Here is a 22,683-nt window from a genome sequence, read left to right as displayed (position 1 = left end):
TTCTATTTCTCTAATCCATTTCAAAAAATAATTTAGAATCAGTCTAAAAACTCAAATTGGTTAGTTTTACAATGCCCCTAAGTAATTTAGTGTCAGTGTAAAAACTAAAAACTTGTTAGTTTTTACATTCGCTCCAAATATGCTCAGGCCTACATGGAACAAATTTGAGCGCCTTGTTAGTTTTTTAAATTGGTGTATGACTCACCTCTTTTACTATGTACCTTTTAATTATGTCATTCGGCGTAATTACTGCATCTGCTTTTAGATAAAGAAGCCCTTCATTGCCTCTGTTATTCTCGTGCTGAGACCACGTTATCAATTCTCGTTGAGCCTCTGGACTCTTTAAGCTGATATTAAAAGAGATGGTTCGTGCTTCTAACCTGTCAAAAAAACGACCCCAGCCCGTTATATTGTTGTATTTGGTTACGTTCCCAATAATTTGATGCGGAGCAGGTACCGTATGAGGCAGTAAATAAAGAGCTGTATCAGAATCAAAAGAAACAATCTTTTCTCCACGTGGTTTTGTAACATCCATTACCATCACAGGTTCTTTTCGAATAGGTCTATGCATATCCGATAGTGGAGATTCAAGAACAGCAGGTAGTTCTTCTATAGTTGGCTCTATGCGCCGAGCTAATTGCCTAGACATTTGATCATTTTGCGAAATTTTGCCCACTGCCTCATTGAAGGAGTATTTAACAAAATCATAAAAAACTCCTCCGGAGATTGCTCCTGCAACCCAAATCACAGCCTCATATGTGAAGCTCCCTCTTTTGGGAGTATTGATATAAAACTCTGCGCCATGGGCTGCTTCACCGTGGGACCTAACCTCACCGTTTAAATATGCATGAGTAACTATAGATGTTGCTCTAGCGATACCACTTAGTGCAACAGAAGCGTTATATAAATCCAATCTGCCAGTGTCAGCAGTACCATGTTGATATCGAAATTTAACTTTTAGCTCAGCCAAAACTCATCCCTTTTTAGTAATACTTTCAGTTTCACCAAAACATAGATGCATGCTAATGGTGAGGTTGACCCTTATTAGCCGACGGACTTTTAATGCGAGACAAGTCAAAACTTTCCAACATAGGTGGTTGGTTTTGTTGTGATTTATTCTATGTATTAGGATGATGTTCTCAATAAAAGAAGCTTGTTCAGATAACACTCGATAAATCAAGCTGGATTTATTTGATGTTGTTTGGGACAGTGTGTTTTCCATAACGTGATTTCCATTTCTCCAATCCATTGCGGATGTAGTGGAGTGAATATTTCACAGATTTGTATTACTGGCAAATTCAATAAGTTATTAGGAGTTGATAAATCAGATTATTTGCCATTTCGGATGCTTATCGAACAGGTAACATTAACTCTGGTTTAAGAAACAGGAAGAGAAGTAATCAACTTTCAATTGCCTTCACTGCCATCCAGAAAATTAATAACTCGATTTAACCGCTCATTGTGTATCTCATAGCTGCTGTCCATAAAAGGATGTGCATAGTTTGAACCATTAAAAACAGCAGCCCCTTTTTGTTCTGCTCGATCTCTAAACTCAGATGTCATTTCGGGGCCAAGAACAGAATCCTTTTCGCCTGTTATGACCAAGATATTATTCGCATCAACTGGAATATTTTCTGAAGGATCGATACGCTCTGGACATCCGTGAGGCGATAATCTGCTTGGGCTGGAGTCAATCACCGCGCGATCGAACTGCGCTCCACTTCCGATTACATTAGCCATCACAGCACCGCCGAGCGAAATCCCATAAAGCAGCTGTTTCTCATACTGTGTGTTCAGATGAGCCACTAATTCTTTGTAATCTTCGATGATGGCGTTAATCCTGCGTTTGCCTTGAGACTCGCCGTAGCCGCGGTAATCATAAATATAGACATCGTAACCTCGCTGAGAAAAGCGCTCTAAAGCGGTAATCATCAGGTCGGCTATCATGGCGTTACCCAACGCCACCAGAATGTAGCCTTCAGGTTGCGTTGCCAGGCCGTTTTCATCTTGTGCCTGATATTTGTAACCTCTTAGAACTTTGTCATCAGCGGTTGTAAATTCTGTTCTCTGGATAAGATCGTTTCCGGCAACCCTGGATGCATCTGGATTCGGAGCCATCGAACTCCACATTGTAAAAACCATCCGCTCTTTAAACCATCCACATACGGTAGCTTCACGATCGGCTGAAAATGCGAGATTTGGCAGGACAACCAATAAACCAAATAAATACGTTTTGAGGTTAAACATATGATTTATCCTCCGTTAGTCACATTCAAAGTGGATGCACTTCAGCATAGAAGTGACATAAACCGTTTCAGGGCAGACGAATGTTAATGCTAAACCAGACATGGTCGTCCAGTTCCAAGCCATTCTGGCGCTCGCCACCGATTGAGTAATGGAGCCCCAAATCCAATGGCAATCTAGGAATGGCACGCTCAATACTCAATGTGGCATCGCGAAAGGCAAATGATTGCGTCTTCTCAAAAGCGACCCTGCCATCGCTAAAGACCGCATCATCATTAAAATAATAGGCCCCTGCGCTGACAGCAACACGAAAGTCGGCTGGCAAGGGTTTTACAAAGCCGATATTGGCATAAACATCACCCGCTGAGGTCCAACTAGAATCGTTAAGCGGACTTAACACAATGAAATGCATGCTTCCGAGAGAACCGGAAAAGAAAGTTCTAAGCACGCCAGCGTCCTCATCGTTGGGGCTATCACCAGTAAAACCGTGCCTGACGAGCCCGGTTTCGTAATTAAGCCTACCGTACGAACCGCTGTATCCCGCCTTAACATCAATTTGGTTATTACCGAGATGACTGAAATCCAGCGTGGAGAACATTCCACCAACAAACAGACCGTTTTCAGCAGTGTATTTGAGATTACCCTGTACGACGGCACCATCGCCCATCAGAACACCGCCCCAAATGTACTTCGATTTTAGGATGGTGTTGGCTTGTATTTGTGCCAGGGCCATTCCGGGCACGCTTATCATGATAATGAGTAAGCAGAATCCTCTCAGTAGTCCGTGTTTTTTAACCAATTTCATATCCGCCCAAATTGTGACGAGTAGCAGGGAGCTTCACTTTAAAAAGTTAGCTCACCAACCCCAGTATTATCCGCATGCAACTGATACTGTTTAAGCATCACCTTGATCTGCCCGTTCAGATGCTCAGGAATCAGGTAAAACAGGCTCTGGCTTCAGAAATGGTGCTGGATCAACCGGTCCACCTGAGTAAATTCCGAAATGAAGATGCGGTGGTGTGGTAATCGCATTGCCAGTGTTGCCAACATACCCGAGTATGTCGCCTTTTTTAACCCTTTCGCCGGATTCAACCGCGAATGAATCCAGGTGGGCGTAATAATAACGAGCACTGCCGAATCCAATCATGCTGCCTGATAGCCAGACGTGTTCGCCTCCTCTGGCACCTGTACCGGTTCGAACATAGCCATCAATCACTGCAGTAACTGGTGTTCCCTTTTCTGCAAAGATATCCACGCCATGATGTTTTCGGGCACCTCCATCGCGCTCCACACCGAAAGGGCTGCCGATATCCCGTTGCCCTGCTCCCTCTACGGGAAACGGTAATGAACCGCCATTGGCCATTGCCAGTGAATATTCCACTTCGGCAAACAATTCTGGTTGTAGAACGATGCGGTAATCACCCGCTTTGGAGACTACCTGACTATTGGTTGAGTCCTCTTCTTCCAGCTCCGTAACGGTTGACCATTCTTGAGCATTTTGTTCGCGTCGCTCCAGGCTGGCGTAAAGTCGACTATCAGCAGTATCCAGACGTAAAAATTGCCATATCAGCTTTTCGCCTCGCTCAAGCGAGACCTGATAAACATGTGCCTCAACTTCATCACTCGAAAAGGCTTCAGTTGCACGGTACTGACCAGCTGCTTGCACGGGTTGCTCACCAGCTCGCTCAACTGCATTTGTCCATCGTTGCCCCAGTGGGCTATCCAACAATCCTGCCACTCGCAAACGCCAGATAAAAAGATCTCTTGGTGACCAACCAAAAATATCGAAGGTAACATAACGAACTGCATTCTCACTGCTTTCAGCTGCATTCTGCCGCAGGTCATCACGCACAGTCAGAAGAACAACTAATAAAGCAAACAGACCAAACAGTAACCAGGGTCGTAGGATTCGTTTCTTTGGATTTACTGGCGACTGCTCAACGCTCTCGTTTTCTGTCTGGGCATTGTCAGGCTCGGACACCTCTTCGCTATCAGTTGTTTTGGTCGGTTCATCACTCATACCAACATTTATCTCTTTAATAGATTATTGATATGACAACTCTAAGGTGGAATGGTCGTAGGCGAAATGATTGAGGTTAAAACGCCATGTTTGCATGGTTATATAAAAGGACTATTCACAAGACAGATTAGCCCGATATGAATTTCATTTAATTGTGGCAACTGCATCTGCTTTCTGATGTTGTACTTAGTTAGATTTACATGTCTTCAAATATAGCCTGTTTTTCTGAATCGTATATTCTGGAACCAGAAGGGAATACTGGGCTCGTTTTTCGAGTTGTAACTGAACATCAGGCTCTTGTGAATCATAAAAAGCTGAAAAAACGGGTATACCAGCGTAATTATAAGCAACACCATAACAAGCATCGAAAAATCCACCCGGCCAATCCTCACCCAAGAACTCGAAATAGTCTGGCTCTGATTCTGCAAGATGTTGATGTGATTTTGGAGGAAAATGTAACAAGCCTAATTCACAGTCATTATGAGGTGAATCATCCCAATAAACGAAATATTCATCACTAAACGATCTAAGCCCTTTTGATGCCCATGATGCTCTGCTAGCAGGCAAATTCTGAGGCCAAGTAAAACTAACAGTGTTATAGGGCTCTAGACTTTTAGGTAAATCCATATGAGCACTTTTATTTAGCTCGTTAATATTTTCATTAGTTCGGTGATACACCCTAATGGTGGTGTGCCCAAGGTGTTTTAAACTTGAAATATGACCAGGCTTGACTGAAGAAACATCAAATTCACGCATCTGACACTCTTCAGCCACGCTTGAACCAGCAACTAAAAGTAGTACATAGATCATGCTTTTATGCATTTGTATATCCAATTACGCTTGAATAACCTGCCAAGTTTGGAGCGGCAGCAGTAAAATTGGTCGGCTTGATTCACTGGTTATGCGCCACAATCCACCACCAGATTAAAGCGGATGGAAGACTGGCCACTGCTGCAATGAGGGGGACGACTAAATCGGTGAGGATAGACGATCCCAAAGGAAAAAAACCAATAACACTACCAACAACGATTGCTGGCGTGACGAGAACCGCAACGACTCCTGCCGTAAGCCCGAAAGCACCAGCAATAAAGTGCATTGGTTTAGCTAAGCCCTTTGATAGAAGATACCGCCCACACGCCCATGTAATAACAATAGCCAGAATGAACAGAACTGGCAAAAGGACTAAGCCCCTATGCCAAGAGTTATGGGCATCCTAATCCAATGCTGCATGCAACGCGAGCACACTTATAAGGAAAAAAAGCACCGTAGCCAAAATGCTCGCTATAGCTTCACGAAACAAAAATGCTACCTCCCTGCTTGCAAAACACCATGTTTATGAGGTCATTACCTCACAGTTTCTTGGCGTATGGATTCTTAACTGAATCGGAAAAATCGTAATGATCACGCATGTCTATAACAGTCATAAATAATGATCTGCATAAGGCCTACCGAAATGTAGGTAAATCAGACAACACACTCGTGTTACCCCCTCATTTCGAGGTCTTCACGGATCACTTCCGGGTGACGAAATGCAATATCAATCAACGCCTTTGCTGGTCCCGAAGGTTTACGCCGCCCCTGCTCCCATTCCTGCAAAGTCCGTGGGGAAATATGAAGCACTTCTGCAAACTCTAACTGTGTCAGGCCCGTTTTACTACGCGCCTCTGCCACTTCATTGGGCTTAACACGACTGACCCGCGCGGCTTTGCCCGCTTTCATTTCTTTGACTGATTGGAGCAGCTTGTTACCAAGCTCTTCAGCACTCAAGGTTTCGTTACTCATTTTCTACCTCACGAGTGGATTTCAAGATATGAGCGAGGATGTTCAATTTAATGGTAAATATACGTCATTGACGTAGTATTGCAAAAAAGATTATTGAGTGAAAAAAATTGATTTGAACCGCTAGGTAAAATAGGCAGAGTTGAATAAGTATTAGGATGTGTTTCTCACTATAATGTTTTATCTCTAGAGTTTTGGCATAACAAAAACTTTTGGCTTATCCTGTGTCTAACCAAACGTTATTTATTGGTAATTGTTTAATGACAAAACCACAGTCTCTTTTTCATTATTTGCTTATCGGCTTGTTTATGCTGTCGATGCTGATGCCTGCTGCGCATGCAGCAAATAATGATATGGCTGTGCATCATGAGATGAGCGAGCAACAGCATGATTGTCATTCCGATGCTGAACCTCAAGCAAAACACGCTACCAATTCACATTGCGCCAGTGACAATTGTCAGTGTGCTGCAGCGAACTGCCATGCTTCTGGTGTGTTAGGTTTTCAACCGATTTTTATGGCCTCCCTTTATTCGCAAAGCCGTTTGGCAATTACTGCTGAGCAGCTTGTGAGTCAAAACCCTCCCCAATTCGAACGTCCGCCGCGAAGCTAATCCTCCTGTTGTAAGTGGTATCTACGGATACCCAATCGAAACACTTTGAGGATAGATCTCATGAAACAATTTAGTCGCTGGCTGATGCTGTTATCAGCTGCAATATTCCATACCGCAGCCATTGCTGGCGTGACGGAATACACACTGGTCATAGACCGTGAACTGGTCAATATCACTGGCAAAACAGTAGAACGCATCACCGTGAATGGTGGCATTCCCGGCCCGATTATGGAGTTTACCGAAGGGGATGAAGCGGTTATCCATGTGGTGAACAAACTGGATGAGCCAACTTCGGTTCATTGGCACGGATTACTGCTGCCTCCTGAAATGGATGGTGTGCCGGGACTGGGTGGTTATGAAGCCATCAAAGCCGGGGCAACCTTCACCTATCGGTTTACCCTTCGTCAAAATGGTACCTATTGGTATCACGCGCATAGTGCGTTACAGGAACAGGATGGTCATTACGGCGCACTGATTATTCACCCCAAAGATGAACCAGTGGTTCAAGCTGATCGGGATTATGTGGTGCTGCTTTCTGATTTCAGTAATGAAACCGGTCAGAAAATTCTTGGTAATCTGAAAAAAAGCCCGCATTTTTACAATTATTCACAACGTACTGTTGGGGATTTTTTCAGTGAAGTACGCGAGCACGGCTTAGCTTCCGCCTGGCAGGATGCAAGCGCCTGGGGACAGATGCGAATGTCACCAACCGATCTGGCGGATGTTCGGTACGATGCGTTTCTGGTGAATGGTCAAACCAATGATCAAAACTGGACCGGCATTTTCCAACCAGGTGAACGTGTTCGATTACGCTTTATCAACGCCTCGGCCATGTCGATGTATGACGTGCGGATACCCGGTCTGCAAATGACCGTTATTCAGGCTGATGGGCAATATATCGAGCCGGTTACGGTTGATGAATTTCGTTTTGCCGTTGCTGAAACCTACGATGTGATTGTCACGCCGCAGGCGGATCAGGCCTATACCATCGCTGCTGAATCAATTGATCGAACTGGTTTCGCTTTGGGCACTCTGGCTCCTCGAGAAGGCATGAAAGGACTGATTCCTGCACATCGACCACGTTCCTTATTAACCATGGCCGATATGGGTCATGATATGGATCATGGTGATCATCAGATGAACCAGAATGATTCGATGGATCATAGCGGTCACGATATGCATGGTGGTGATCATCAAGCCATGCAGCAAGATAAATCCGCCGAAATGCAAAGTGGCTGGGCGGATGCCAGTACGCCAGAAGGTCATAAAGCGTTGCAATATAGTGATTTAAGAGCACTTGGCACACAAACCGATCTGCGTCCTGCGGAACGGGAAATTGTGGTGACCTTGGGCGGCACCATGGAGCGATTTATCTGGACCTTAAATGGCCATAAATTCGGTGATCCGGGGTTTGAGCCGATCAAACTCAATTATGGTGAACGGGTCAGGCTGATCTTTAAAAATGAAACGATGATGGCGCATCCGATGCATCTGCATGGCATGTTTGTGCAGCTGGAAAATGGTCAACCGGGTGAAAAGTTACCCAACAAACACACCGTAAATGTGGCACCAGGCACCGAATATTCCGTACTCCTGACCGCTGATGAACCCGGCGAATGGGCGTTTCATTGTCATCTTCTTTATCACATGTCTGCAGGTATGATGTCTACGGTGGTCGTCGCCGAATTTGATGATGACGATTTGCCCGCCTCTCATCCAGCACATCACGACATGGGAGGTCATCATGATCATCACTAAATCCAAACTGGTTTTCACGCTAGTATTAAGTCTGCTTATCTCTACCAGCCATGCCGAAGAACATCAGCATGGCGATCATGGCCATGAATCTCAGTTGTTCCATGCCTTATGGTTTGAAGCACAACATGGCGGTGGCAGTAAAGGTGATAAAACCCATATTGAATGGGATGGCTGGATCGGTGGTGATACCCACAAACTCTGGCTGAAAGGTGAACTGGAAGGCCACAAAGGCAAGCTGGAAGAGAGTGAAGTCTGGGCGTTATATAGCCGGAATGTGCATAATTTCTGGGATGCTCAGCTTGGTCTGCGTGTAGATACCCAACCTGAATCCACCCGGTATTTAACGCTGGGTTTTAATGGGCTGGCACCCTATCTGTTTGAAACACAGGCACATCTGTTTATCAGTGATTATGGCGATGTCACTGCCCGGTTGAAACAGAAAAATCATCTGCTGTTCACCCAGCGTTTTGGCTTTGAACCCTACTATCAACTGGACTTCACTGCTCAGAACGTTGAACGCCAGGATTTAGGCAGAGGTTTAAGCCAGGGCGAATTGGGTATCAAACTGTTTTATGAAATCACCCGTAAAATCGTGCCTTATCTGGATCTGAAATACGAACGTAAATTTGGTCGAACGGCGTCTATCGCCAGAAATGCCCATGAAAGCGAAGAAGACTGGATTGCTTCAGTCGGCATCAAACTGCTTTTCTAAAACGCTCATAATCAAAGCTCGCTTTAATCCAAAACTCGTTCCCATGCTCCGCGTGGGAACGCCCCTGTCTGAATAGCTGCAAGAACTCTATTCAGACCAAACCGCATATTCATTACCATTAGGATCGGTGAAATGAAACCGACGCCCTCCGGGGAATGAAAAGATATCCTGAATAATTTGACCACCAGCGTTTTTGACTTTCTCGACCGTGTTTTCCAACTCTGAACTATAAAACACAACCAATATACTTCCGTTCTCAGTTGTCGCTACTTTGTCAGATTTAAAAAATCCCCCATCCAGCCCGGCATCCTCAATGGCGACATACTCAGGGCCATAATCCACAAACGACCAGTCAAATGCGTCACTGAAGAATTGCTTTGTCACGTCGAGATTTCGCGAAGGCATTTCAAGGTAATTAATTTTTCCGGTTTGTTTCATGATTTTGTCCAGATAATTGATTATGAACTCGTATTCTTTACCTCAATAAACCACTTGGGCTGCATGGCATCAAAGTCATTCCTGGTATTCCATGGTAGGTGGCTTGCTGAATCCAGTACCACGGCTTGGCCATTATCACGTTTGAAAACCACCCAGTGCCAGAAGTTTTTGCCATTTTCCTGATGATATTTGATAGCCAATAAGGCTAAATCCGGCAATTTATCCCAAGCCTCGAAAGGAATTTCATCAGCAGAAGTTTCAACTCCGCTCCGGCTTAACATCTGCCTGACATACTGCGTATCAGACCAAAGTGATTGGTCTTCAGCATAAATTCCCATTGCGTTGGCAATAGCCTTGATTTCTAAATACGTCTTGCCCAAGATATTGGCCACTGCAGCAATGCCACATCCTGATGTTTCTTCCTGTATTACTGGCTTCAAACGTTATTACTCCTCGCTTTTTATAGCAGTGTAATCAATTTCTATTTAGCTTGTGTAAATCGCCTTCGGGTTCATTGATGATATAGTCGGCTTTTTTTCCAACATACGAAATGACGATGAGCCAACCACGCGCTGACAAAAAGGAAATTTTCGGCTGGGCAATGTTCGATTTTGCCAATCAGGCCTACACATTGCTGATTATCACCGTGGTGTTTGGCGATTTATTTACCCGGGTGATTGTCGGTGATGCCGAAAATGCCTATCGGCTTGGCAATCTATTGTGGAGTCTGTCACTGGCAGCGGGTTATTTACTGGTGGTGTTGACGGCACCGTTTTTCGGCGCGGTGATGGATCTGACCGCCCGGCGCAAACGGTTTTTGTTTATCAGCTATCTGGTTACCGTCATCGCCACGGCGCTGCTGTATTTTGTCGCCCCCGGTTACATTCTGCTCGGCATGTTGCTGATAGTAATTTCCAATTATGCCTACTCCATTGGTGAATCGTTTATTGCCAGCTTTTTACCGGATCTTGGTCCGCCGGAAGATCTGGGCAAAATCTCGGGTTTTGGTTGGGCCCTGGGTTATGTAGGCGGTTTGGTCGCTACCGGACTGGCTTTGTTGTTTCTGGGTGAAGTCAGCCTGGAAAATTTTCAAAATGTACGCTGGGTTGGACCTTTTGCAGCGGGCTTTTTCCTGCTGGCAGCAATTCCGACCTTTGTGCTACTGAAAGAACGTGGCAAATCAAGTCACACGATAGAGAGCAGTATCTGGCGTCAGGGCTGGCAACGGCTGGAAGGCAGTCTCAAACATCTGCGTGGTTATCAGGACTTGAGTATCTTTTTGCTGTCGGCTTTGTTTGCCATGTCAGGCATTTATATCATTATCGCTTTTACCTTTATCTACGGTGCACAGGTAGTGCAGTGGGATGAAAAAATGCGGGTACTCACCTTTATCACAGTGCAAGTGACGGCCACACTGGGAGCCATATTTTTTGGCTGGGCCGAAGATCGGCGCGGCAGTCAGTTTACCTATCAATTCACCCTGCTGTTCTGGATTGGCGCGGTGTTGCTGATCTGGCAAACACCTAATATAACTGACGGTATTAATTCGCTGGGGTATCAGGCCGAACGGCAGGATATTTTTCTGGTAGTCGCAGTGGCAGCTGGTTTATGTCTGGGTGCCACACAATCGGCCAGCCGTGCAATTGTTGGCAAATTAACCCCATTGCCCAGAGCAGCCGAATTCTTTGGTTTCTGGGGGTTATCTCATAAACTGGCCGCCATCATTGGTCTAGTCGGTGTCGGCCTGATGCAGGCGCTGGTCGGTTTACAGAATGCGATTTTGCTGTGTGCCGTGTTTTTTGCACTGGCATTTCTTGTCTGCCTTAAAGTGAATTTATCACGTGGGCAGATCAAGGCAGGACAATATCCGCGGGACTGATGTTCAATTGATAAGAGCGGCTTTGCCTGAGCAGCTTAATCCAATGGTACTGGCTGCTGACGATAAAACTGGCATAACAGCCGATAGACTTTGGGCATTTCCTGTTTCATGGTTTTGGGTGCCTCAAAAAAAGCCTCACTGCACACGGCAAAAAATTCTGCCGGACTGGTCAGTGCATAGTCATCAATCGGTAACGAGCGATGATGCTGAAGATCATTTTCCAATCTATCCCACGCCGCTGTAAAAATATCGTGCCATTTACCGGGTCGCATATCGGGATGCATCGGCGGCGCACCATTGGCCCCATCACGCAGCATATCCAGCTTATGTGCCAACTCGTGAATCACCACATTACTGGCTTTACCATGGCGGGTATCGCCGCCACTTTCGCTAATCGCCTGCCACGATAAAATTACTGGTCCCTGTTCCCAGGCTTCGCCACTCAGGCCGGGGCTTCTTGGATGAACCACTCCATCATCTGTGCGATAAGGACGATTCGGCACAAAATCCCCCTCATAAAGAATAATCGTTTGCCAGTGGTCATACCAATGAAGCCCAAGATGCAGAATGGGCACACAGGCCATAGTCGCAAGTTTGAGACACATCGCATCCGTAAATTGAAATTCGGCCCCCGAAAGCACGGTTTTACGAGCAAGCAAACGAAAGGTCAGCTTTCGCAACGCCTCACGCTCCGCACCATGATAACGCTCCATAACCGACCAGTCAGCAACTGCAGACTCCCACTGCTCTGCAGTAAACCCCATCTTTTTAATCTTTCGGGCTTCACGCCAGTCACGCAATTGCTTAAACATGTTTATCGCACCATTTCCAATTACAACAAGACTCCCCCTCGGCTCAGCAATAAATAAGCCCGGATATTTGATATCAGATTACTAGGGTCTGTTGATCTTTGTCATTGGGCGAGGAATTTTATTCGACAAATATCTGCACTATCAATGCGGTAACCGCAACATTGGAATCATCGTAGGAGATGAACCACACTGGATTTCACCCAAAGCTTCAAATCCGTGGCGCTGATACAACGAAATATTCCTCGGGTTTGATGACTCGAGGTAAGCCTGACAGCCATCCTTATCGCATTGCTCGAGCGCATGTTTCATCAAAGATGAGCCATGCCCCTTTCCATGATGTGTCGGATCGACAGCTATCAAGGGTAAATACCAGTGAGGCACATCTGGACGGAAATCGCCCATTTGCTCTAAGACCATGAACACTTCCTGCTGCTGAGGCCCGGCAACGGTGCTTTCAATCAGTAAGCCTAATTTTTCTTCATCCGGATGTGTATCAGGCGGTAGCCATAATGCTGCCCCTCGCTGGTCATGCGTAATATGTGCACTGCGCTGCACAAAAGCCCCGCCTCCAAATGCATGTATAAGTTCGGGCATATTGGCAAGATAAAGACTTGGGTCGGGCCATGTCCATCGCACCATCGGGTCCATTGCAAATGCCAGAATGATGGTGTTGATGATGACAGGTTCATCGGCCGGTGTGGCTGTTCGTATAGTATTGTTCATCATAGAATTCCTGGTGGGTTAAGAAATTCGAACAAATATGAAAACCACTGATCGGGCTTATTTAGCCCGGATATTCACTCTATTACACCATGCTTCCCTTACGTTACTTAAATTGGCTTATACCAGAGTTACAATCACGATTTTCAAGGGCGTCTACTTAAGTATTTACTGTATAGACGAATTGGAGAACCATAATTCTACATTGGCGGCTGAATATTTGGCGTCAGAGTCAGCATATTTCACTTGATTAAAAATGACAGTGAGACACTTTCCCGCCATTGCCAGGCCATCCAGCCTGCCAACAACATGATTGCCAAAGCAACCATCATCATGCCCCACTCGGCATGCAAAACATGCGTCACGACCGGTCCAATCATAAACAGGCTCAGCCCAGCAGCTGCCAGTGCCCGCACGGGTTTAATCAGTAATACCACGGCCCCTGAAACTTCAATAAAACCAGTAAGGTACATAAACCACAGTGGATATCCCCAACGCTCAAAGGCCTGAATCTCAAACGCCAAACCAGCTAATTTTGCCGCACCAGACAGGAAAAAAATGGCTGCCAGAATCACAAATCCATATTTAGTGAAAAAATTCATCATAAAAACTCCTTAAGCAAGATATAGCTCAAAGACAAATGAAATCGCAGACTGTTACAGAGAACATGTTAAACACGTCAGAGACGTGAATTACTCAAGGTCTTCATTTGCAGGGATTTGATAACGTACGTTACCGTCAGCATAGCGTTTGCCAATCAGACGAATAGGGCTATCCAGGTCGGGTACTTTCTGGCTGACCAACAGCCTTGTTTTGTCACCATTTTCAATTTCCACCAGCATGGTGGTGAGTTGGCCTTCAGTTATTTCAACCACTGTCCCATCAACATAAAAGGTTTCAAGTTCAGGGTGTGGTCTTATTAGCCAGGCAGACAACAATGCCACAGCCAGGATGATCAAAATAAAAATGCCGCGGTTACGCAGATAGTTGTTCGTATACATGCTGTTGCTCCGTCAATCATCAGCTTGAAAGTCATATTAATCCATTACCACAATCATCGAGGATTGATATTTTCACCAAGACCAGACCCAACTCAAGTTTGCGTTTTCTTTCTGCTCACAGGCATTTAACGAAAGCCTGTTGAGACTTTCGCTTCAAACTATTTAATTAATCCGCCAGTTTAAACAAACCGACTTTCAGCACTTTTCCAAATCAGCCCGATCAGTCCTGTTGCCACTATGGTAAACAGTGCAATAGCTCCCGGCGTACCCAATACCCATAAGGTCAGACCAGAAATTAATAACCAGAATGCCGGTATGATGGCGATCAGCCACAACCCCCATCCCCTGAACATAATCAATGCAAGTCCCAGCGTGGTTACGGCAGTCGGATCAGCATGGATACCAAACACTTCGGCCTGTAGCCAGGATCCACCCATGAGTGGCGCCATAAACGGCAAGCCAATCAATCCCGCCAAGGCAATCGCTATACCAATAACAGCCGCTGGCTTTTTGCGCGAAACATTGTCAAATCCCAGACCGGTGAGTGCAACCAATAACAACAGGATGGTCTGGGCGAAAAAAACATAGCCAATATAGCCACCTGCCCAGTTGAGCTCGGCATAATGTTGTATAAAAAATGCATACCCTACAAACGCCCAGACAGGCGCGATCAAAAGACAAACTAATCGGGAGTAATTTTTGAATGCCAGCCAAACAGCTGTCACCCCTAGCATCAGTGTCAGCAGATGCAGTGGCCAGAAACTTTCACTCATGCGTTCAAGCAAGCGAAAATAGATATCGGCAGTAAAGGGAATAAAATCGTGAAGATCGTAGCTGGTCCAGCTGTTCATAGCGCCTCGATATAACGCGCCATCTTTTGTCTGGTGCTGGCCGAAGGCATCGGGTCAAGACCGGCACGCATATTTTCACGAAGATGCTCTACCTTGCTTGTCGCGGGAATGGCGCAGGTCATGGCCGGGTGACTGACAATAAACTTCAACAGAAACTCTGCCCAGGTCGTCGAGCCACATTCCGCCTCTGCCCATTCGGGCAGTGGCGCGTCACGGCGCTTCAAACCCTGAATCAGACTGCCGCCATTAAAGGGTCGGTTGGCGATCACCGCAATGCCTTTTTCTTCTGCCAAAGGCAGCAGCCGTTTTTCTGCCTTACGCTGGGCTATATTGTAGGTAAGCTGAATAAAGTCGATGTCTTCAGAAGCCATGATCTGTTCGAACTCTGTGTGACGACGACCATGCGATGTGGTAATGCCGATATGGCCAATTCTGCCTTCAGCTTTCATTTCACGCAGCGCCGCCAGGTGTTCCCGCCAGTCTGTCAGATTATGAACTTGCACCAGATCGAAATAACCGACCTGCCAGCGTGCTTTCAAATCAGCAACCTGTTCGTGAGCTGAACCACCGGCCGGGCTCCAGACTTTTTCGGCTGAGAACAAACTGTCAGGAATACCAAGCTGCTGCAATGCATGGCCCATTACATCCGGTGCAGAACCATACATCGGCGAAGAATCAATCATGCCACCGCCAAGCTCAAAAAAAGTTCTTACCACTTCGGCCCGGGCATCGAGCAACTTTGAATCACTGCCGACATTAAAAGTACGCCAGGTGCCCATACCAATGACCGGCAGCTTTTTATCACCCGAATAGCGTTTTTGAAGCAGCTCATTGCCGGCAGCAAAAATCGGCATGGGAGGCAATATGGAAACGGCCAGACCGGCACCGATCAACTTGAGACTCTGTCTGCGAGTGAAGCGTTTGTTCATGGTAAGCGCTCCTTAGAATTCAATTAAGCTGGTCAAAGATGGACAGTTTTCACTTTAATCATAGGAAAGAGGACAAGCGTCTTGGTAAAAAGTTGATTCACAATCTATTTGGCGGACAGCTGATATTGCTTAATTATTTAATATGAGTTGTTTTGTCTCAGCGAGATGCTTGTACAGAGAATCAAGTAATTTTTTGAATTCTGTCGACTGTTCTGCTAATGCCGTATTGTTGATTAGTTCAGCCAGCACTTCATCTTTTTTAAGACATTTATCTAAAATCGCCTGGGTGGAATCAGCAGAAAACAAATTGGTCATCCTGCCACCAAGCTCATCAACCCATTCTTTATCGGAATCGGGTGTCGCTGGAAGTTCATGCAACTGTTTAACGACTTTTCGAAACGACTCTATATACGACTCCCGTTGTTTGGCAATGTCAAAAAGCGGATGATTCACATTTTCTTCCGTTAATAACTCACCCATTGCCCGGTAAAAGTCGGCTGTTTCGATGATTAATTTTAAAATCTCCAGAGCATCGGCCTGGTCATCAGTACGTATTATCAACATATCAAACTGTTCCTGAGGTGGCTGTTGGCATATCGCCAACAATGGCTTCGATGGCTTTAGGGATAACGTCAAATTCTGCGGGCGTTGTTGTTTTAGCTTCACCATCGGCTTCCAACGCTTTTGGTTTAGTGGTCTGAATACTGAACTTTTCAGCGGTTTTACGGACTATGCGGTCAGTCGTATGCAAATCACCGTTACGTAATTGAGGTCCGAGCAACAAAAGCTGCCACCATCGTTGTGGCTTGATAAAAAACAAATTCAGCTGTCCATCCAGCAACGTTGATCGTTGATCAACGATATTCCCGCCACCATAAAACCGACCATTGCCTATTGCCAGATGAATGGCCTTGGTGGAGCACTGCCAGTCATCTGCTTTGATGTGAACTTTAAAGCTTTTGTTACGCTTAATTGCTCTTAAAAATGCGCCAAGATACGCGAACACACCAAAGAACTTCTTGCTATCCGAGGTAAGCTCGCGTGTTACATCAACCCCTAAACCTACGTGAGCCACATTAATAAAAGCCTGTTTATTGACTTTACCTAAACTGATGCGTTCGCGCCTGCCATCAACGATGACCTGTGCAGCGGATAACAGATCCTCCGGGACACCAATGGATCGGGCAAGATCATTTGCCGTTCCCATTGGGAAAATAGCCAATGTGCGTTGACAGGTATAGATAGCATCCAAAGCGGAGCTGATGGTTCCATCACCACCGGCCAGAATAATGATTCCGTCTTCTCGTTCATACGCTTCAATGAGCGAAATCAAATGGGCTTCGCTTTCAGACTCATAAACGCAGACCTCAATGCCTGAGGCTTCAAGCAATTGTACGGCCTCTTCCAATGCCTCAGCTTGCCCATTTCGGCTATGCGGATTAATAATTAACAATGCGTGCTGCAAGTATTTTTCTCTTGTTAAGAGCTTAGCTTAATACGACGATAAAACGCTGTCAGAAAACAATAAGTACCATATGGAATTAGCGACAGCATTAATCGAGATTAACAAGGTATCAAAGGGGAGCGTGTAATCAGCTTGGATGGCCCCTTGATTTTCATTGATTTGAATTTTTATTCTTGACCTAGATATCACTGATACTCAAGTATTACTACTTGATGATCGGTTAGTAGCTGATCAATGGAGACATCAGAAAGGGATATTTTGATAGTTGCATCTTTTTTGAAGGTACCTGTGCCAATTGTGTATGGATGATCCTGTAAATATGCAGATATAACTTTAATATCAAATTCTTCATTAGTTTTTAAATTTATTTCAATGTAATAATCGTTAGAAACATAGGAACGACTATTTTCATCTTCCAACCTTTTAACAAAATCTTCTTTCGCAGCCATACCCATTAAAGTGAATTCATTGCTTACAAGATTCAAATCAGTAACAGGCGAGCGAGAGTCTTTTATAATTGCAACGGGTATTTTGAAATGAGCCCATGTGTCCATTTTTTGAGTAAAACATTCAACGTATTCTGCACCTTTAAACAATTGCGGTGTTTTTGCTTTAGCGTTGACTAATGAATCAGATTCTCTGCGTGAATCTTCATAATCATTGCAGGATGGTATTTCAAGATACAAGCTGGCTGTTAAATTTTCGGGGGTTTCATTTCTGAGCTGATCGGTTGAAACATCAATAACGGTGTCTACTTTGCATGCCGAAAGGATTAAAAAAATAGGTAATAAAATCGTTTTTTTCATTGTGTCGTTTTCCTTCCCAAAGTTTTTAAATTTAAGGTCAGATTAACACTATGTTTTCACTGCTTCATTCTGTTTGAATAAATTTGATTTCATAATCAAGCTGGCTGACACCTTGATTTCCCCTTGATTTCCCTTGATTTTGCATAATCAAGCTGGCTGACACCTTGATTTTCACGTTAGTTTTTGCTCTGCTCCTAAATATCTCTGGTGGCAACTATGGAAATAATGTTTTGATACATGGCTTAGCGTCCATAATCCGTGAGGCCTACGCAAAGACTTTACGCCCGGCTATAACGTTACAGCAAGCATTTAACAGATTTTATTGTTGGGTAAGGTTTAATACCGTTCACCAGCCTGCTATCGAAACAAGTCGGCATGGGTGCCTATTCTGGCCAGCTTGAGCGAGGTATTGTCGAGTTTATAAATTAAAACCAAGTCAGGTTTTATGTGGCAGTCTCTATAATTTTGCCAATTGCCAGACAGTGGGTGATCAACATACTTTTCCGGGAGCGTTTCGCCGAGTTGTAGTTGTTTAATGACGTGGCCGACCTCAATTACATCGGCAATTGGCCGTTTCACTATTTTCTTAAAGTCTTTTTTAAACTGGGTCGAGTACTCAAGTTTAAGCATTATCCAATTTACCAATGTTCAGTTCCTTGAACAGTGTTTCAATATCGCTGGCAGAATTTGCCTTGCCCGTCTCTAACTCGGCGATAGCTGCGGCTGTTGTTGCATTAGGCTGTTTCATTCTCAGCTCAAACGGTATACCGCCATAATTGATTACCGCCTTGGCAAAAAGCTTTATGGCTTGAGATGGGCTAAGTCCCATATCCTCGCAAACGTTCGTAAAAGCTAACTTGGTCTCGTGGTCAATTCGGGTACTCAGCATTTCTGTTTTCATATCATCACCATTTGTATAACTATGTATTACATAGCCTGAAAAATTGTATCAAATGTATGAAGTAAGTCCAAGCTGAGCTACCATTTGGATCGTGCAAAACGGGTTACCTGTCGGCAGCATTTAAAGATGATTCGATATAATCTCTTTGCACAATCGCTCAGTATTTAGCTGTGTGATTTACTGACTTAATCATGTCGATATGCGGTAGACCATCTTCATCATACGGTTCTCCAGAAGCATGAAAACCAAGTGATGTATAGAACTGTTGTAAGTAAACCTGTGCTGAGATTTTGATGTCATTGTCTGGAAATTTGAGTTCAATGAATTTGATAGCTTCTTCCATCAGTGCTCTACCGATTCCTTGCGCCCTGAATTTTTTAACGCTCATCACGCGGCCAATCGACGGCTGGTTGCTTTTAATTCCCGGCTCAATAACTCTGGCGTAAGCGGCCAGTTCACCATTTACCAGGGCAGATAGATGCCAGGCGTGAACGTCCAAATCATCGGTTTCCTGATAGGGACAATGTTGCTCGACAACAAAAACCGATTCACGCGCTTTGATGATCTCGTAAAGCTCGATGGTAGTTAAAGATTCCAAACGAGACCATTTAAACTCGAGCTTCATGTCATTTTTGCTCCCAGGCGCTGTTGATGAACTTTATTCCTGATAACGTCGCTACAGCAAGCAGTTATGAATTTGCCTGTCGAGTGACAATAGTATTCAGGCTAATTTCTTAGTTTTCCTGCTCAATTCCAATGGTTACAGGTGTTTCGCCTGCCTTAACCGGCGGGGTGTCGTTAATCATCAATACAGTTCCGCTTACGGGTGCGGTTAACTCGGCGACGATATTGCCAAAATAATCTCTGATATCTCCGACGATGGTGCCCTTTTCTACGGCACTGCCGATTTCAACGCGTGGGGTGAATAAACCATCGGCCGGGCTGGCAACGGATTTGAGTTTGTCATAGATGATCGGATCTGAATGCGGCATTGGTTTGCCGGGCAGCATTTCCAGAAAGTACAGCGCATTTCGCGACAGCGTTAGCGTGTCTTCAACTGATGCTTCATCACGTTGACCAAGATGACCTATTTCAGTGGTGAGGCCGGGTTTGCCGCGTGTCATGGCGGTATTCGGATAGGAAATCGAATTGGCCGGATCGCGTGGACGTTCGCCATACATTACGATATGTTGCATACCGATGGCTTTGGCGAATTCAAAGGTCAGATCGTCCAGTTGTTGATCACCGACAAACGGTGAATAGACGTGTGGCCATAACTGCTGATTCCAGCTGCCGGAATGCATATCAATCAGAAAATCGATGCGGCTGATAAATTCACGGGTAAAAAACTCGGCCAGTTGTTCGGTGGGGGTACCGTTTTTATCACCGGGAAATTCGCGATTAAGATTTTTATTATCGGCAGGATGCAAAGCAACCCGGCGGGCATGAAACCCCGGCAAGTTAGCCAGATGCACCATTATTAACGTGCCTTTTAATTGTTTTGCATCGACCTCTTCGCGCAGACGTTGCAAAGCCAAAATGGCTGGAAACTCATCCCCGTGCACTCCGGCTGTGAGTAATAACACCGGCCCGGGTTGTGTGCCATGTATCACGGTGACGGGCACTTTAATATCATGTTCTTCGGCGATATAAGAATGTGATTGCCCTGCTTCGGTCTTCACTTTGGCAAGTTCGAAGGGAGCTTGAGCAAATGCCGAACTACTGGCTAAAAGCCATAACACCAACATCCATTGTTTTACAAAGAAATGGCTTCGCTTATTGTTATTCATGTCGGTTCATGTTTCCTGAAGTTTAAAAAATCGTTGGGCTTTAAAGCATCCATTAAATTTATAGCATTGCTGTCAATAGGTGTTGTTTTACAAAGGCTGAAATTATTGAACTACAAAGCTGGTTGTACTTATCAAACAGTGGCGATTCGATTACCAGGGAGAAGCGCTGTGGATGAATTTTTCCCCTTTAATTAAAAAGCATACCGCTATACAATGTGAATGTTAATTATTATCATTTAGCATTAGATTTTAGCAATTCACAGAGTGTTATCTCTCAGTGATGCATTTCGTTTTTCAGACAGGTCCGTTTTCATGCCAAATTTTTCCTCTCCCGCCTGGCCAGTTGCCAGCCGGATTTTTGCCAGTCTGGTGGGCGGCTATCTGTTCACCTGGGGCCTGATTGCCATCACTATTGCGGCTTTGATTCCGTTGGGTGTGGAATTTCATGATGTTGAAATGGGCATGTTGATGCTGGGCTTACTGGTCTATCTCAGTCTGTTTTTATGGGGAATGGCAACAGATAAGTTAATTCGGTTATGGCTGATTCTGTTTGGGGGTGGTGTGGTAATGACCGTGCTGGCCAGTGTTGTGCAACAGTCATTTTTACAAGGAATTTAAACCATGTTCAGTAGCTTTCGACAATCAATGGCCTGGCTGCATACCTGGTTTGGTCTGACCCTGGGTTTTATTCTGATGGTGGTGTTCTTTTTTGGCAGCCTGTCCGTTTTTGATCGTGAAATTGATCGCTGGTCAATACCGGAAAGCCGTTTTGAACCACAGGTGATGCCATCCTTTGATGAGATGTTGCTGCCGATTTTGCGTTCGGTTGAACCCAATGAGCAGGATTACAACACCAACATGCCGCTGCTGCATGATTTGAGTCAGGGGCCGATGACTCCTCGTACAGAATTACCAGCCGATGAATTCTGGGCTTACACCACGCATCGTGATCCGGTGCTGATTATGGGTGTTGGCTTTCTGGTGCCGCAGCCACTCGACCCTGAAGGTCATAATCATATTCATGGCAATATCACCATTGATCCACGTACTGGTAAGGCGTTCCCAGATGACCAGCTGAAAATCGGCAGCAAGTTTTTCTATCCGATGCATTACAGCCTGAACTGGAACTGGAATCACATTGGCATTTATATCGTCGGTATTGCCGCCTTTATTATGATGGCGGCTTTAGTCAGTGGGGTGATTATTCATCGTAAGCGTTTCCGTGAGTTTTTTACCTTCCGTCCAGACAAACAAACGCAGCGCAGTGTGCTGGATTTGCATAATCTCACCGGCATGGTGGCATTGCCGTTTCATTTCTTTTTTACCTTTACCGGTCTGGTGATCTTTGCCAGCTTTTTCTACTTTCCGGTGACACATACTCAGCTGGAGCCCTTACATGATTACCATGAAATGGTTGAGGCCAGCGAAACCGGTTTACCGCATGACCGTGCCGGGGTGGCCTCTGAGATAGCTTCTGTGGATGCCATGGTGGCGCATGCCAAACAACGCTGGGCTGAGAAAGAGATGCCGGGTGAAGTCGGCTTTTTGAAAATCACGCATGTGGATGATGCCAACAGCTTTGTCAGTATTTATCGTGCCGGTAGTGATCGGGTTGCTCTGGTAGGTGAAGGCATGCACTTTAATGCCAGTACCGGTGAGTTAATTCGTGAAGAACCACCCCGCTCTGCGGTTTCTGAAATCAACGAATTTCTGACCGGACTGCATTTACAGCATTTTGAACATTGGCTGCTGCGTTGGTTGTATGTATTTGGCGGATTGGTCGGAGCCATCTGTATTGCTACCGGCTTTATCTTCTTTGTCGAAAAACGTAAACGTCAGCATACATTGCAGGGCAGCTCCGGCAGTCAGATAGTTGATGCACTGGCTGTCACGACTGTGACTGGCATGTTGGTGGCTACCGTCAGCATGTTGGTGGCAAACCGCTTATTACCCGCTGAAATGATCGG

Annotated in this window: 27 protein-coding genes; 6 read left to right on the top strand and 21 right to left on the bottom strand. The window is 45.2% G+C overall.

The window, feature by feature from the left end:
- Window positions 1-184: 184 nt before the first annotated feature.
- From B3O33_RS09640 to B3O33_RS09615, 6 genes are all read right to left on the bottom strand, one after another.
- Window positions 185-970 (bottom strand): hypothetical protein, encoded by a 786-nt coding sequence (locus tag B3O33_RS09640; protein ID WP_292362491.1) that lies wholly within the window; start codon window positions 968-970, stop codon window positions 185-187.
- A 437-nt stretch (window positions 971-1,407) separates the two neighbouring features.
- Window positions 1,408-2,247 (bottom strand): alpha/beta hydrolase, encoded by an 840-nt coding sequence (locus B3O33_RS09635; RefSeq protein WP_292362490.1) that lies wholly within the window; start codon window positions 2,245-2,247, stop codon window positions 1,408-1,410.
- Window positions 2,248-2,314: 67 nt separating this feature from the next.
- Window positions 2,315-2,977, bottom strand: coding sequence for a TorF family putative porin (locus tag B3O33_RS09630; protein WP_292362489.1), 663 nt, complete (start codon window positions 2,975-2,977; stop codon window positions 2,315-2,317).
- 195 nt (window positions 2,978-3,172) lie between these two features.
- Window positions 3,173-4,264, bottom strand: coding sequence for a M23 family metallopeptidase (locus tag B3O33_RS09625; RefSeq protein ID WP_292362488.1), 1,092 nt, complete (start codon window positions 4,262-4,264; stop codon window positions 3,173-3,175).
- A gap of 186 nt (window positions 4,265-4,450) precedes the next feature.
- Entirely contained in the window at window positions 4,451-5,086 is a 636-nt protein-coding gene (locus B3O33_RS09620) for a hypothetical protein (RefSeq protein WP_292362487.1), read from the bottom strand.
- A gap of 660 nt (window positions 5,087-5,746) precedes the next feature.
- Window positions 5,747-6,046 (bottom strand): helix-turn-helix domain-containing protein, encoded by a 300-nt coding sequence (locus tag B3O33_RS09615; protein ID WP_292362486.1) that lies wholly within the window; start codon window positions 6,044-6,046, stop codon window positions 5,747-5,749.
- Between the two features lie 257 nt (window positions 6,047-6,303).
- On the opposite strand from B3O33_RS09615, the gene B3O33_RS09610 reads away from it, so the two are divergent.
- From B3O33_RS09610 to B3O33_RS09600, 3 genes are read left to right on the top strand one after another with little or no spacing between them, the layout of a single operon-like run.
- Window positions 6,304-6,654 carry a hypothetical protein gene (locus B3O33_RS09610; RefSeq protein ID WP_292362485.1) on the top strand — a complete coding sequence of 117 codons (351 nt, stop codon included), beginning with the start codon at window positions 6,304-6,306 and terminating at the stop codon, window positions 6,652-6,654.
- A 60-nt stretch (window positions 6,655-6,714) separates the two neighbouring features.
- Complete coding sequence (locus B3O33_RS09605; RefSeq protein WP_292362484.1) at window positions 6,715-8,412, top strand: copper resistance system multicopper oxidase; 1,698 nt, start codon at window positions 6,715-6,717, stop codon at window positions 8,410-8,412.
- Window positions 8,399-9,124: a copper resistance protein B gene (locus tag B3O33_RS09600; RefSeq protein ID WP_292362483.1), complete on the top strand. Its 726-nt coding sequence runs from the start codon at window positions 8,399-8,401 to the stop codon at window positions 9,122-9,124. Before B3O33_RS09605 ends, B3O33_RS09600 begins: the two co-directional genes overlap by 14 nt.
- An 87-nt stretch (window positions 9,125-9,211) precedes the next feature.
- Here B3O33_RS09600 and B3O33_RS09595 read toward each other — a convergent pair whose 3' ends face one another.
- Window positions 9,212-9,562 (bottom strand): VOC family protein, encoded by a 351-nt coding sequence (locus tag B3O33_RS09595; protein ID WP_292362477.1) that lies wholly within the window; start codon window positions 9,560-9,562, stop codon window positions 9,212-9,214.
- A 20-nt stretch (window positions 9,563-9,582) separates the two neighbouring features.
- Entirely contained in the window at window positions 9,583-10,002 is a 420-nt protein-coding gene (locus B3O33_RS09590) for a cysteine peptidase family C39 domain-containing protein (protein WP_292363500.1), read from the bottom strand.
- 116 nt (window positions 10,003-10,118) lie between these two features.
- On the opposite strand from B3O33_RS09590, the gene B3O33_RS09585 reads away from it, so the two are divergent.
- The gene (locus B3O33_RS09585; RefSeq protein ID WP_292362475.1) at window positions 10,119-11,441 is read left to right on the top strand and encodes an MFS transporter; all 1,323 of its coding nucleotides are present in this window, start codon (window positions 10,119-10,121) and stop codon (window positions 11,439-11,441) included.
- A 35-nt stretch (window positions 11,442-11,476) separates the two neighbouring features.
- On the opposite strand, the gene B3O33_RS09580 is transcribed toward B3O33_RS09585, so the two are convergent.
- The 13 genes from B3O33_RS09580 to B3O33_RS09520 all read right to left on the bottom strand — a co-directional run bounded on the left by B3O33_RS09580 (window position 11,477) and on the right by B3O33_RS09520 (window position 20,716).
- Window positions 11,477-12,253: a zinc-dependent peptidase gene (locus tag B3O33_RS09580; protein ID WP_292362474.1), complete on the bottom strand. Its 777-nt coding sequence runs from the start codon at window positions 12,251-12,253 to the stop codon at window positions 11,477-11,479.
- Between the two features lie 141 nt (window positions 12,254-12,394).
- Complete coding sequence (locus B3O33_RS09575) at window positions 12,395-12,976, bottom strand: GNAT family N-acetyltransferase (protein ID WP_292362473.1); 582 nt, start codon at window positions 12,974-12,976, stop codon at window positions 12,395-12,397.
- A gap of 239 nt (window positions 12,977-13,215) precedes the next feature.
- Window positions 13,216-13,578 (bottom strand): DoxX family protein, encoded by a 363-nt coding sequence (locus B3O33_RS09570; protein ID WP_292362472.1) that lies wholly within the window; start codon window positions 13,576-13,578, stop codon window positions 13,216-13,218.
- A gap of 87 nt (window positions 13,579-13,665) precedes the next feature.
- Window positions 13,666-13,974, bottom strand: coding sequence for a hypothetical protein (locus B3O33_RS09565; RefSeq protein WP_292362471.1), 309 nt, complete (start codon window positions 13,972-13,974; stop codon window positions 13,666-13,668).
- A gap of 179 nt (window positions 13,975-14,153) precedes the next feature.
- Window positions 14,154-14,825, bottom strand: a complete 672-nt coding sequence (locus B3O33_RS09560) for an MFS transporter permease (RefSeq protein WP_292362470.1) — start codon at window positions 14,823-14,825, stop codon at window positions 14,154-14,156.
- Window positions 14,822-15,754, bottom strand: coding sequence for an aldo/keto reductase (locus B3O33_RS09555; RefSeq protein ID WP_292362469.1), 933 nt, complete (start codon window positions 15,752-15,754; stop codon window positions 14,822-14,824). The genes B3O33_RS09560 and B3O33_RS09555 overlap by 4 nt, the downstream gene beginning before the upstream one ends.
- A 129-nt stretch (window positions 15,755-15,883) precedes the next feature.
- Complete coding sequence (locus tag B3O33_RS09550) at window positions 15,884-16,318, bottom strand: hypothetical protein (protein WP_292362468.1); 435 nt, start codon at window positions 16,316-16,318, stop codon at window positions 15,884-15,886.
- Window position 16,319: 1 nt separating this feature from the next.
- Entirely contained in the window at window positions 16,320-17,219 is a 900-nt protein-coding gene (locus tag B3O33_RS09545; protein ID WP_292362467.1) for a lipid kinase, read from the bottom strand.
- Between the two features lie 185 nt (window positions 17,220-17,404).
- Window positions 17,405-18,025: a DUF7424 family protein gene (locus B3O33_RS09540; RefSeq protein WP_292362466.1), complete on the bottom strand. Its 621-nt coding sequence runs from the start codon at window positions 18,023-18,025 to the stop codon at window positions 17,405-17,407.
- A 357-nt stretch (window positions 18,026-18,382) separates the two neighbouring features.
- Window positions 18,383-18,655 (bottom strand): type II toxin-antitoxin system YafQ family toxin, encoded by a 273-nt coding sequence (locus B3O33_RS09535; protein WP_292362465.1) that lies wholly within the window; start codon window positions 18,653-18,655, stop codon window positions 18,383-18,385.
- A complete protein-coding gene (locus B3O33_RS09530; RefSeq protein WP_292362464.1) occupies window positions 18,648-18,926 on the bottom strand; it encodes a type II toxin-antitoxin system RelB/DinJ family antitoxin in 279 nt (92 codons plus the stop codon). The genes B3O33_RS09535 and B3O33_RS09530 overlap by 8 nt, the downstream gene beginning before the upstream one ends.
- Window positions 18,927-19,083: 157 nt before the next feature.
- The gene (locus B3O33_RS09525; protein WP_292362463.1) at window positions 19,084-19,551 is read right to left on the bottom strand and encodes a GNAT family N-acetyltransferase; all 468 of its coding nucleotides are present in this window, start codon (window positions 19,549-19,551) and stop codon (window positions 19,084-19,086) included.
- A gap of 109 nt (window positions 19,552-19,660) precedes the next feature.
- The gene (locus B3O33_RS09520; RefSeq protein WP_292362462.1) at window positions 19,661-20,716 is read right to left on the bottom strand and encodes a succinylglutamate desuccinylase/aspartoacylase family protein; all 1,056 of its coding nucleotides are present in this window, start codon (window positions 20,714-20,716) and stop codon (window positions 19,661-19,663) included.
- A gap of 312 nt (window positions 20,717-21,028) precedes the next feature.
- Here B3O33_RS09520 and B3O33_RS09515 point away from each other — a divergent pair, with 312 nt between their 5' ends.
- Together B3O33_RS09515 and B3O33_RS09510 are read left to right on the top strand one after the other, a co-directional pair.
- Entirely contained in the window at window positions 21,029-21,334 is a 306-nt protein-coding gene (locus B3O33_RS09515; protein WP_292362460.1) for an iron uptake protein, read from the top strand.
- Between the two features lie 3 nt (window positions 21,335-21,337).
- On the top strand, window positions 21,338-22,683 hold a 1,346-nt coding region (locus tag B3O33_RS09510), incomplete at its 3' end, for a PepSY-associated TM helix domain-containing protein (protein WP_292363499.1).

The organism is Methylophaga sp. UBA1464, from assembly GCF_002325665.1.
Taxonomy (GTDB): Bacteria; Pseudomonadota; Gammaproteobacteria; order Nitrosococcales; family Methylophagaceae; genus Methylophaga.
The sequence above is the reverse complement of the archived record's forward strand: the minus strand, read 5'-3'. Positions and strand labels throughout refer to the sequence as shown.